Origin of the sequence: Achromobacter sp. Bel (genome assembly GCF_012928505.1) — a bacterium.
In the GTDB taxonomy this organism is placed as follows: Bacteria; Pseudomonadota; Gammaproteobacteria; order Burkholderiales; family Burkholderiaceae_B; genus Achromobacter.
Window position 1 is genome coordinate 15,898 of the sequence record NZ_JABBJN010000012.1, and the last position, 11,757, is coordinate 27,654.

Annotated in this window: 12 protein-coding genes; 6 read left to right on the plus strand and 6 right to left on the minus strand. The window is 67.5% G+C overall.

Annotated features, from left to right (window positions below; genetic code table 11):
* Positions 1-49 precede the first annotated feature (49 nt).
* On the plus strand, positions 50-487 hold the full coding sequence (locus HG262_RS09990) for an acetyltransferase (RefSeq protein WP_169270868.1): 438 nt from the start codon (positions 50-52) through the stop codon (positions 485-487).
* On the opposite strand, the gene HG262_RS09995 is transcribed toward HG262_RS09990, so the two are convergent.
* From HG262_RS09995 to HG262_RS10020, 6 genes are all read right to left on the minus strand, one after another.
* Entirely contained in the window at positions 462-665 is a 204-nt protein-coding gene (locus HG262_RS09995; RefSeq protein WP_169270869.1) for an oxidoreductase-like domain-containing protein, read from the minus strand. The genes HG262_RS09990 and HG262_RS09995 overlap by 26 nt on opposite strands.
* Before the next feature lie 30 nt (positions 666-695).
* Positions 696-1,253, minus strand: coding sequence for a GNAT family N-acetyltransferase (locus HG262_RS10000; protein ID WP_169270870.1), 558 nt, complete (start codon positions 1,251-1,253; stop codon positions 696-698).
* Between the two features lie 120 nt (positions 1,254-1,373).
* Entirely contained in the window at positions 1,374-2,921 is a 1,548-nt protein-coding gene (locus HG262_RS10005) for a lytic murein transglycosylase (RefSeq protein ID WP_169270871.1), read from the minus strand.
* Positions 2,922-3,009: 88 nt separating this feature from the next.
* Positions 3,010-4,386: an MATE family efflux transporter gene (locus tag HG262_RS10010; RefSeq protein ID WP_169270872.1), complete on the minus strand. Its 1,377-nt coding sequence runs from the start codon at positions 4,384-4,386 to the stop codon at positions 3,010-3,012.
* 8 nt (positions 4,387-4,394) lie between these two features.
* On the minus strand, positions 4,395-4,757 hold the full coding sequence (locus tag HG262_RS10015; protein ID WP_169270873.1) for a sel1 repeat family protein: 363 nt from the start codon (positions 4,755-4,757) through the stop codon (positions 4,395-4,397).
* A gap of 69 nt (positions 4,758-4,826) precedes the next feature.
* Positions 4,827-5,534, minus strand: a complete 708-nt coding sequence (locus tag HG262_RS10020; protein WP_169270874.1) for a hypothetical protein — start codon at positions 5,532-5,534, stop codon at positions 4,827-4,829.
* Positions 5,535-5,692: 158 nt separating this feature from the next.
* On the opposite strand from HG262_RS10020, the gene HG262_RS10025 reads away from it, so the two are divergent.
* The 5 genes from HG262_RS10025 (at position 5,693) to HG262_RS10045 (ending at position 11,675) form a co-directional block, all read left to right on the plus strand.
* Complete coding sequence (locus HG262_RS10025; protein ID WP_169270875.1) at positions 5,693-6,628, plus strand: LysR family transcriptional regulator; 936 nt, start codon at positions 5,693-5,695, stop codon at positions 6,626-6,628.
* Positions 6,629-6,674: 46 nt separating this feature from the next.
* Positions 6,675-7,625 (plus strand): adenosine deaminase, encoded by a 951-nt coding sequence (locus HG262_RS10030; protein ID WP_169270876.1) that lies wholly within the window; start codon positions 6,675-6,677, stop codon positions 7,623-7,625.
* 157 nt (positions 7,626-7,782) lie between these two features.
* The gene (locus HG262_RS10035) at positions 7,783-9,051 is read left to right on the plus strand and encodes a carboxylesterase family protein (protein WP_169270877.1); all 1,269 of its coding nucleotides are present in this window, start codon (positions 7,783-7,785) and stop codon (positions 9,049-9,051) included.
* Positions 9,052-9,094: 43 nt separating this feature from the next.
* Complete coding sequence (locus HG262_RS10040; protein WP_169270878.1) at positions 9,095-10,042, plus strand: tripartite tricarboxylate transporter substrate binding protein; 948 nt, start codon at positions 9,095-9,097, stop codon at positions 10,040-10,042.
* Between the two features lie 139 nt (positions 10,043-10,181).
* Positions 10,182-11,675, plus strand: a complete 1,494-nt coding sequence (locus HG262_RS10045; RefSeq protein WP_169270975.1) for a DHA2 family efflux MFS transporter permease subunit — start codon at positions 10,182-10,184, stop codon at positions 11,673-11,675.
* Positions 11,676-11,757 lie beyond the last annotated feature (82 nt).

Below are 11,757 nucleotides of genomic sequence, written 5' to 3' on the forward strand. Positions count from 1 at the left end.
CGGCGGCCAAGGACCGCGGCGCCTTTTGACAAACAGAATCAATAAGAAAATGAATATCCGAGAACGCAATCACGGCGACGACCTGGTCCTGGCGGACATCTGGCTCAGTTCGGTGCGGGCCACGCATTCCTTCCTGACCGAAAAAGAGATCCAGGCCATGTACCCGCAGGTGCTCAACACTTACCTGCCGTCCGTGCGCGTGTGGGTCTGTGAGGACGATGCCGGCGAACTCGCCGGCTTCATGGGATTATCCGGCAACAAGGTCGAAATGCTGTTCGTGGACGCCAACAAGCGCGGCAAGGGCGCCGGCCGCCGGCTGCTGAACTTCGCGCGGTCGCTGCACGGCACGCTGTTGGTGGATGTGAACGAACAGAACCCGCAAGCGCACGGCTTCTACAAGCACTACGGGTTCGAAGACGTGGGCAGGTCAGCCCAAGACGATGCCGGCCGACCGTTCCCGATCATCCACATGAAGTTGGTGGGTTGATCGGTACTTCGTGGCGGGCGCGCCAGGCTTTCAGCGCCTCGCGGTAGGCTTCCATGGCCTCGTCGTAGCGGTCGTACACGCAGGGAATGCAACCGCTGTTGCAGCATTCCTCGGGCGCGGGGCGCTCCGGGGGAACGGGCTGCGGGTCGTTGTCTTCGGGGAGGGTCGTCGTGCTCATGGCGCAATGTTAGCGCCGATCCGCCCGCCCTCAGGCACTGGCCGGCGAGTGGGCGGCCCGCCATTCCCGGCGGCGGATTTCGTAGCGGACCTTGGCGCTGGCGTCGTCGCCTGCCGTTTCACCCACATACCGCAAGCCGGTCTTTTCCATGACACGGCGAGACGCCGCGTTGGAGCGCAACGCCACGGCCGACAGCACGTCCACCGGCAACAGCTCGAACCCCATTTCGATCAGCGAGGTGGCGATCTCGCCCGCGTACCCCTGCCCCCAGCACTGGGGTTGGAAGGCATAGGCAAGCTCGATGGCGCCCTGGTCGCCGGACACCGTGTACTTCAGGCCGGCGCGGCCCGCCAGCGCACCCGTGTGGCGATCCTCCAGCACATACATGCCATACCCGTACTCGACCCAATGCGAGACGTTCTGCGCCACGTAGAGCCGGCTGGCGGCGGCATCACGCGTGCCGCCCATCGTCTCCATCAGATCGGCGTTGGCGTGCATGTCGGTAATGAACGGCAGGTGCCCCTGCCGCATGCGTTGCGCGCGCAGCCGGGGAGTCAGGAAAATGTCAGGAAACACGGATTGCGGCATGACAAACGGGCCTATGACGGGACGGCTCCATCATAGCGTCGCCGGGCCGCTACCGGCGTCAAGTCTGCCGGTGCGGCCCCGTGTTTTACGCCATCTTCGAAGCCGGAAACGATCCCCGCCTTATTTAGGCGGAAGCGCGCGCGCCGCCAACGGCGGATCGGCCTTCAGGATGTCGAAAATGCGCTTGCCCACGCGGCCGTCCTGCGGCAGGTTGCGGCGCTCTTGCTCGGCGCGCACCGCGTCGCGGGTCTTGGCGCCCGGGATGCCGTCCGCCACGCCGATGTCATAGCCGCGGCCGTAGAGATCTTCTTGCAGTTGCTTGATCTCGGCGCGCGACAGGCCGGGGTCGTCCGTCGGCCAGGCCGCGACGATGCCGGGGCCGCCCTGCAAGCGGTTCAGCAACAGCGACACCGCCAGGCCGTAGCGGCGCGACTGGTTGTAATGCAGGATGGCGTCGAAGTTCACCGTGGCCAGGAACACGGGCCCCTTGGCGCCCGTAGGCGCGAACAGATAGGCCTGCTCGTCGTTGCCGGACGGCAGCTTCAGCACCGAGCCGTCGCCTTGCTTCAAACCGGCTTGCGCCCATTGCGCGATGGTGCGGCGGTCTTGCGACCCCACGTATTCCGCGTCGGGTTCAGGCGGGATCGCGGCGGCCAATTCGGCCGGCACGCGCACTTCCACGACGGCCGGCAGGCCATGCGTCCACTTGGCGCGGCGCTTGCGCAAATGGTTGGCGGTGGAGGCCAGCGCGTCAGGCAGCGAGTTGTACAGGTCGATGCGGCCGTCACCGTCGCCGTCCGCGGCCAGCTCGTAGAACGAGGTCGGGATGAACTGCGTCATGCCGAACGCGCCGCTCCAGGAACCCACGAAGCTGTCCGCCGGCACCGTGCCGTCGCGCAACAGGCGCACGGAGGCGTAGGCGTTCTTTTCCCACAGCGTTTTGTTCTCGGTGCAGGCGCGCGTCAACCAGGCGTTCAGCACGTCGGTCTTGCCGATCTGGCGCCCATAGTTCGTCTCGATGCCGAAGATGGCGACGAGCGTGGCCGGATCCACCTGATACTGCTGGCCGATCGCGTTCAGTTGCGGCCCGACCTTTTTCATCACGGCGCGGCCATCGTTGACGCGTTCGTCGTCGACCGTCTTGGCAATGTAGTCCCACCAGCTTTCGCGCCCTTCCGGCTGGCCCTTGGCGGATGCCACGGTCGTCGGCAACAGTTTGGCGTTGGCGGTGTACTTGTCCCAGTCGGCGACGGTCAGGCCGTTGGCCGTGGCGCCTTTGCGCAGCTTCGCGATGCACGCCTTGGTGTCCAGTTCGGTCGGAATGATGACCGTGGGCGCCGCGGCAGGGGCGGCGGCAGGCTCCGGCGTGGCCGTCGCGGCGGGCACTTGGGCCGGGGTTGGGGTTGGAGCCGGGGTCGCCGTGGCGGCCGGAACCTGTGTGGCGGCGGGCTTTTTCGCCGCCTCTTGCGCGGCGGTCACGTCGTCGAAGCTGCGCTTCGGCGTCAAGGCCGGCTGCACCGGCGCCGGGGCGGGCGACTGGGTGCGCGATCCAGTCGCCGACTCGGGCGATTGCGCCTGCGCGGCGCTGGCGGCTGCCGCCATCATGGCGGCGGCCAGCAACACGCGGGAAAGGGTATCGATTCGAGGGCCTGAGGAACGCGGACGCATGGTAATCCTGAAAAATCGAAGTCAGGCAGGATCGTACCGCGACCAGCCGCCGAAATCGAACCGCAAAACGTCAAAGCGCAACTTGGCGCTACGCGGTCAGTTTGGTCACCCGCGCGCCCGGCGGCTCGCGCAGCACGCGCAGGCAGACGGCCATGGCAATCACGCTGAACAAGGCAAAGCCCAGGCTCTGCCCCAGCATCACCCCCTCGGGGCCGCCATAATGCGCGCCCAGCCACACAAACGGCAAGGTTCCCAAGGTGGAACGCAACCAGCCGATGACCGTGGAATAGGTGGCGTAGCCCAAGTTGTTGAACACGGCGATCGACACGAAGAACAGGCTGTTCACCGCCCAGGCGAAACTGCCGTAGCGGCAGAAGAAGATGACCAGGTCGCGCCCCGGGCCGGTGACCTGGAACACATCGGGCATCCAGGGCGCCAGCACCGCCAGCACCGTGGCGGCGGCAAACCCGTAGAGCAGGGCCCACCTCGATGCCAGTCTTACGGTCTGTTTCACACGGTCCCACTGCCCCGAGCCCAGGTTCTGTCCCAGAATGGGGCCAATGGCGCCCGGCAGCACGAAAAACAGCGAATAGGCCAGTTGCAGCACGCGGTCAACCACCGTGGCGCCCGCTATGACGCTAGGGCCGAAAGTGGCATAGGTGGATACGGTGAAGATCACCGCCGCCGGCGTGGCCAGCGTGGTCAGGGCGGCAGGCAGCGCAATCTTGCCGATTGCCGCGAGGTCGGCCTGCAATGCGCGCAACGCCGGCCAGGTCACCAGGCGATGCTTGCGAAATACCAGCCACGCGCCCAACGCCACCGTGGCCAGACGCCCCACCCCGCTCGCCCAGGCAATGCCCACCATGCCGCCGTCCAGCACGAAAATGACGATGGGATCCAGCACGGCCACCGTGGCGGTGCCCGCCAGCAGCACCCACATGGACTGGCGGCCGTGGCCCGCCGCCCGCAGCAGGTTCGACAGCATCATGCCGACCCCCATCACCACCGCGAAGGGCGTGGTGATCAGTACATACGACAGCAAGGGGCCGCGCACGTCTTCCGCCAGCGCGATGGCCGCGGTAAACGGCCCGATCGCCGCCAGGAAAATCGCCCCGGCCGCCACCGCCGATCCCGCCATCAGGATCAGCGATGCGCCGGCCAGCGTCCGCGCGCGCCGCGCGTCGCCAGCCCCCAGCGCGCGCGATACCAGCGCCGCGCCGCCCACGGTGACGCCGATGCACACCGACGTGATCGTGAACTGCGTCATCGACCCGAACCCGACCGCGCCCAGCACCGCTTCATCCTTCAACGTGCCCAGGTAAAACAGCGACAGGAACTCCACCGCGAAGACGGCCAGCATGCTGGCCCAGCCGGTCAGGATCATTTCCAGGACGTGCGGGCCCAACAGCCCGGAGACGAAGCGGGCGCGCGGATCGGCGGTGGCGGCGCGGGCAAGGGTGGCCAAAGCGCGGCCTACTGCGTCGAGGGCTGCTCGCGCAGCTGCCGCAAGCGCTCGATGGCGTCCTGGTAGCCCTGCGCCGCGGCCGCCTCGTACCAACGCAGCGCGGCCTTCATGTCCACCGGCTCGAGGATCATGGCCTGCATGAACTGCGCGCCGGGATTGCCGCGCTCGGCATCGGCCAGCAAGGCGCGTTGGGCCATGGCGTCCTGGCGCGGCGATTCGCCATAGATGTGCGTGTCGCCGCTCAATTCGCCCTCGATCTGATTGCGTAGCGAAGGCGGCGTGTGCGCGAATTGATGCCGCCAGAACAGCGCGGTCAGCACCAAAGCGACAAGCAGGAAGGCGATCGAGATGAACAGGCTTTTACGGGTCATGGATAGAGCAGGTTGAGGGCGACCACAGCCGCCCGAACATGAAAGACAGGCAGGGAACAGGAACCGCGCTTACCGCGCGGCCGGCGCGAACCAGTACTGGAACACGCTGCTTTCGTTGGAATACCAGGGCAAGAGGCCGATGGAATCGGACTCGCGCCGCACGGTCACCAGCAAGCCGCCGGCCTCGGGGCGAAACAACGCCACATGCCGCCGCACGCCCATGGATTCGTACTGGCGCCAGTCGTGCCGCACGCTGACCCACAGCCGGCCCTGCGCGCAACCGGTGTGCCGGCGAATGCCGTCCGGAATGCCGGGCCTGGCATCGTGGGCCAGGGCGGCCGTGTCCTGCGCGCCATTCAGCTCAGGCAGATACGCGGCCGACCGTGCCCCCCGTCCGTCAAGCGCCAGCACGTCCCATCCGCCCGCCGCGCGCGTGAAGGCCACGGTGGCTGCGGGCGTCGACTGCCATTCGGGCAGCACTTGGTCGCGCATGCCCTGGAGATCCAGCGGGTAGCTCAAGAAATTGCGGAGGTCGTTCAAGGATTTCGTTTCGCGGTCGCCCGAGCGGTAGTCGCCCTGCGCCAGGTACGTGCCCGTCAGGTCCGGGCATTGCGTCGGGTCCGAGGGCAGCACCACGGGCGTACCGTCCCGAAAGGGCGGCCACTTGACGGAGACCTCGTCCACCTTGGCCACGCCGCATGCGCTTAAGGCCAGCGCCATCAGCCCCGCGCTGGCAAGCCGGATTGTCCGTCCCGCGCCCAATACCGCTGCATTCATGGCTGTCTCCCTACGAGCCGGCTTGCGGGCCGCTCCCACTGGCGATCCCCGCGTATCCGTTGTTTTGCCTGGCGACGAACTATATCCGAATCCCGCGCCGTCGTTGCCAAGCGCCCGGCACGGGAGAATAATCGGCACATCCCCACCGACCGCGCGCCATGACACCCTTCCGAGGCAAGCTCCGCATCCGGCACCTGGAAATCGTGCTGACCGTCTCCGAATTGGGCAACCTGTCCAAGGCGGCGGCGCAGTTGCACAGCACGCAATCCGGGCTGTCGCGCGCGATCGCCGAGATCGAAGAGCTGGTGGGCGCCCGTCTCTTCGAACGCACGGCCAAGGGCACCACCTGTACGCCGCTGGGCGAAGCCATGTGCCGGCATGCCCGCCTGTTGTTGACCGACTTCCGCAAAGCCGAGATCGACCTGGCCGCCATGTCGCGCGGCGACGAAGGCAGCCTGACCGTGGGATGCTTTTCGATGTTTGCCGGCTGGCCGGTCGCACAGGCTGCGCGCGCCTTTCGGCAAGCCTGTCCGCGCATCACCCTGACCATTGAGATCGGCACGCACGAGCGCCTGATCGAAGACCTGGACGCAGGCGGCCTGGACGTGCTGATCAGCCGCTTCTCGTCCACGGTCAACCCGCAGATCTACCGTTCCACCCCCTTGCTGGAGGACCCCGTGGTGCTGGCCTGCGCCACCGGCCATCCGCTGGCGGGGCGCACCGGCACCACGCTGGCGGACTATGTGGCCTACCCGTGGATCACCGCCCTGCCAGGCAGCCGCATCCGGGGCGAACTGGAAATGTCCCTGCGCAAGGCTGGCCTGGCGATTCCGGATATGATCGGCGCCCTATCCCTGGAATTCGGCCGCGAAATACTGCTGGAGGGGCAGTATCTATGGATGCTGCCGGGCAGCGTGGCCGCCGTGCGCCAGGCACGCGGCGAACTCGTCGTGCTGCCCGCCCGCCCGGCCATTGGAAAGTCGCCCCTGGCCGCCATCTGGCGCCGCGACCGCCCCAGCACGCTGCAGGCGCGCGCCTTCATCGCACAGGTCGAACACGCCATCCAGGCGGACAATATCGCACTGGCCGCATAAGCGCGCGGCCCCTGCCTTTGCATCACCCATTTTTATCGGAGCACCCATGTACGACTGGCTCAACGCATTGCCCAAGGCGGAACTGCACCTGCACCTGGAAGGCTCGCTGGAACCCGAGCTGCTCTTCCGGCTGGCGCAACGCAATGGCGTGGCGCTGCCCTGGCCCGACATCGATGCCCTGCGCGGCGCCTACAACTACGGCAACCTTCAGGAATTCCTGGACCTGTATTACCTGGGCGCCGACGTGCTGCGCACCGAGCAGGACTTCTACGACCTGACCTGGGCCTATCTGCTGAAGTGCCGCGAACAGAATGTGGTGCATACCGAGCCCTTCTTCGACCCCCAGACCCATACCGACCGCGGCGTGCCGTTCGCCGTCGTGCTCAACGGCATCCGCCAGGCGCTGGAAGACGGCCGCAAGCAGTTGGGCGTGACCAGCGGCCTGATCCTGAGTTTCCTGCGCCACCTGCCCGAAGCCCAGGCCATGCGGACGCTGGAAGAAGCCCTGCCCTTTCGCGACGCCTTCATCGCTGTCGGCCTGGACAGCAGCGAGAAGGGGTTTCCGCCCCGCCTGTTCCAACGCGTGTTCGACCGCGCCCGCGCCGAAGGCCTGCCGGCCGTTGCCCACGCGGGCGAGGAAGGTCCGCCCGAGTACATCTGGGAAGCGCTGGACCTGCTGAAGGTGCTGCGCATCGACCACGGCGTGCGTGCCGCCGAAGACCCCGAACTGATCGCCCGCCTGATCGACGAGCAGATCCCGCTGACCGTCTGCCCGTTGTCGAACACCCGCTTGCGCGTCTTTGAACACATGCGCGACCACAACATCCTGACGCTGCTGGACGCGGGCGTGAAGGTCACGGTCAACTCCGACGACCCGGCCTACTTCGGCGGCTACGTCAACGAGAACTTCCACGCGCTGTACGAGCATCTGGGCATGTCCCAGGCGCAGGCGCAAGCCCTGGCCGACAACAGCCTGGACGCGCGCATCGCCAAGTAGGCAGCGCCAGCCACCCTGCGGCGCCCCGGCCATGCGGATTCCGCATGGCAATGTTCAAAACCGGCATGGCCGCCCTGCCCCGATCCTCCCTACCATAGCCCCACGGCTGCGGCGCCTTCCGGCGCCGGCCGCACGACAACGATGCAAGGGGCAGGATATGAATCAACCCGTCCGGGCGGTGCTGCAGGCCGGCACGCTGACTGGCGAGCGCGATGCGGGCGGCATCTGCCGCTATCGCGCCATTCCCTATGCGCAGGCCCCTGTGGGCGCGCTGCGCTTTGCGCCACCGCAGCCGGCAGCATGGCGCGGCCCGTTCGACGCCACGCGGCCCGGGCCTGTCGCGCCGCAACTGCCTTCGCGGCTACGCGGCGCCATGGGCGACTTCGACGCGCCACAATCCGAAGACTGCCTGCACCTGACCGTGTGGACGCCCGGCGCGGACGCCGCGCGGCGGCCCGTGGTGGTGTGGCTGCACGGCGGCGCCTGGCAAAGCGGCGGCGGCGCGCTGGACTGGTACGACGGTTCCCATCTTGCGGCCCGGGGCGACCTGGTGGTCGTGGCCGTCAACTATCGGCTGGCCGCGCTGGGCTGGCTCTATGTACCCGGCCAAACCGCCAACGTCGGCCTGCTGGATCAGGAAATGGCGATCGATTGGGTGCTGGACAACATCCAGGACCTGGGCGGCGACCCCGAGCGGGTCACGGTCATGGGCCAATCGGCAGGCGCGTCATCGATCTGCGCGATGCTGGCCCGGCAGCCCCGCTTTTCGCGGGCAATTCTGCAAAGCGCGGCGTTGGGCCGGGGCTTTCGCAGCGCCGCGCAAGCCGACGCGCTGGGGCAGACGTTCCTGCAAGCCGCCGGCGCCGACTCGCTGGACGCGGCGCGCGGCTTGCCCGTGGCCGCCCTGCTGGCGGCGCAGCAAGCCCCCGCCGTGCAGGAGGTGCTGCGCGCCGAAGGCAGCAGCCGCAGCCAGTTCTGCCCGGTGCTGGACGGCCATACGCTACCGCACGATATCGCGCCCGCGCTGCAACGGGCCGCTTCCCGCGCGGATGTACTGGTGGCCTATACCCGCGACGAAATGGCGGCTTTTCCCGGCCACGCGGCCGATGCCGAAGGCCGGCAAGTCGGCGAGCAGGTCTTCGGCGCGCCTTCCCGCCAATGGGCGACGGATGCCGTGGCGAGCGGCCGGCAAGCCTGGCTGGCCCGCTTCGACGTCGCGCCGACGGCGCGCTTTGGCGCCTGCCATTGCATCGAGCTGCCGTTCGTCTTCGACACCGTCGACGCTTACACCGCGCCCATGCTTGCAGGGTTGCCCGAGGCCCAGGCCGCCCAACTGACCCGCCGCACCCAAGACGCGTGGATCGCGTTCATTCGCGGCGATGCACCGGGCTGGCCGATGGCGCCGCACCAGCACGTCCTGGCCTGAAACCGCGGCCGCCGCACACACCAACAATACAAGGGGAAATTCCATGTTCAAGCAAACCGCGCTGGCGCTTGCGCTGCTGGCGCCATTGGCCGCGTCGGCCGCCTATCCCGACAAGCCCGTGAAAATCATCGTGTCCAACCCGCCGGGCGGCCCGGTAGACGTGATGCTGCGCGTGCTGGCCAGCAAGCTGGGCGCCGCCTGGGGGCAGCCGGTCGTGGTGGAAAACCGGCCGGGCGCCTCCGGCATCATCAGCACCAGCGCGCTCGTCAAATCCGAGCCCGATGGCTACACGCTGGGCATGGTGGTGGCGTCCACCGTCACCATCGTGCCGTTCGCGGTCGATGCGCTGCCCTTCGACACGCAGAAGGACCTGCAGCCGATCTCCCTGGTGGCGCGCACGCCGTTCATCTTCATCGTGGCCAAGGACAGCCCGATCAAGACTTGGGAAGACTTCGTGCGCGAAAGCCGCGCGCGCAACCTGAGCGTAGGCTCGTTCTCCATCGGCACGGCATTTCATCTGGTGTGGGAACAGACCGCCCGGCGCGCCGACATCAAGGCCCTGTACGTGCCGTCGTCCTCGTCCGGCAAAACGCAGAACGACCTGATCGGCGGCCAACTGGATGTGGGCCTGGATGCGCCGTCCAGCGCCAAGGGCCTGATCGACAGCGGCCGCCTGCGCGCCATCGCCATCACCAGTCCCCAACGCTTCGGCGGCCTGCCCGGCACGCCTACGCTGAAGGAGTCCGGCCTGGACTATGCGCCACAACCTTGGATCGGCTTGATGGCGCCCGCCGGCGTGCCGAAGGAACGCGTGGCGTTGATCCAGAAGTCGGTGTCCGACATCCTGAAAGACCTTGCGATGCGCAAGCAGATGGAAACGCTGGGCATGATCCCGATCGGCAGTTCGCCGCAAGAGCTGGGCGCGACGATCGAGGCGGACCGCGCCGAAATGGCGCCGCTGATCAAGGAGCTGGGCATCAAGTTGCAATAGGCCCGCGCTTCCCGGCAAGGGCGGCCGCCCGCTGTCCGCGCTTGCCGGATTGGTATCGAGAATGCGTTCTTTTCAATTGACCGACGGTCAGTCGATATCTAGAATGGCCTTTTCGCCGCTGGTTCTTCCCTCCATGCCATTGCCATCCTCCCGACGCCGCGCCCTGGCCGTCGCCGTCAATCTGGGCAGCTTCATCACCATCCTGGACATCAGCATCGTCAACGTCGCGTTGCCGACCATGCAGACCGCACTGAAAATCGACATGGCCGGCCTGCAATGGGTGGTGGACGCATACGCCTTGTTCCTATCGGCCTTCATGCTCTCGGCGGGGCCGCTTGGCGACCGCTATGGCCGCAAACGCTCGTGGTTGGCCGGCGTGCTGTTGTTCACGGCCGGCTCGGCGATTTGCGGATGGGCCGGCAACCTGCCCGTGCTGCTGATCGGGCGCGCCGTGCAGGGCCTGGCCGGCGCGTTGCTGGTCCCGGGCGCGCTGTCGCTGCTGACGCAGGCCTTTCCCGATCCGAAAGCACGGGCGCAGGCGATCGGCGTATGGGCGTCCTGCAACGCGATCTCGCTGATCTTGGGGCCGATGCTGGGCGGCTTGCTGGTGGCGCATCTGAGCTGGCAGAGCATCTTCCTGATCAACCTGCCGGTAGGCGCGCTGGCCGTCGCCCTGGGCGCATGGAGCATCCAGGAAAGCGCAGACCCCGAACACGCCGCCTTCGATCCTGCGGGCCAGACGGCGAGCGTGGTCTGGCTGGGCGCGCTGACCTACGGCTTGATCGCCGCCGGCGAACACGGCTGGCATGCGACGGACGCCGTTGCCTCCCTGTGCGTGGCGGCCGCGGGCCTGGCCGCGTTCCTGATGATCGAACACCGCGCGGCGCGACCGCTGCTGCCGCTGGGCCTGTTCCGCGACGCCGGCTTCGCCGCGGCCAACTTCGCGTCCTTCGTGCTGGGATTTTCCGGCTATAGCAGCTTGTTCTTCTTTTCGCTGTACCTGCAGCATGTGCAAGGCTTGTCGGCGCTGGAAGCCGGGTGGCGGCTGGCGCCGCAGTTCGTCGCGGCCGGGCTGGTATCGACGGTGTTCGGCCGCCTGAACCTGCGCTTCGGCCTGCCCGCGCTGATGATCGCCGGCTACAGTCTGATCGGCGCCGCCATGCTGGGCATGATGCGGTTCGAAGCGCATACGCCGTGGCTCGTGTCCGGATCGCTGATGGTGATGCTGGGCTTGGGCATGGGGCTGGCGGTGCCGTCGACCAGCATGGCCGTCATGGCGACGGTGCCGCGCGAACGCTCGGGCATGGCATCCGCCACCATGAACGCGCTGCGCCAGACCGGCATGACGATAGGCATCGCGTTGCTGGGCGCGCTGATGAGCGGGCGCGCGATAGAGACGTTTGCCCGCATGCTGGCCGGCATGGGCGTGGCCGATGCGGCGGGCGTGGCGCGCGCCGCCGTCACGCGGCACGTGATGCCCGCCCAACCTGCTGGCGCCGCCGCCGGCTTCGCCGATGCCCTGGCCGGCGGCTTTCATGCCGCGATGCTGATCGCGGGCAGCGCATCCGTGTTGGCGGCATTGCTGCTGTGGATCGTGGCGCGCGGCGCCAAGCCCGCGTTGCATACGGTTTGAACACCTGATTGCGCCGCACGGAATTCCACCTTCCGGAATCAAACCGCGGTGATTTTAAGCATCCGTAACAAAGCTGCCGGGC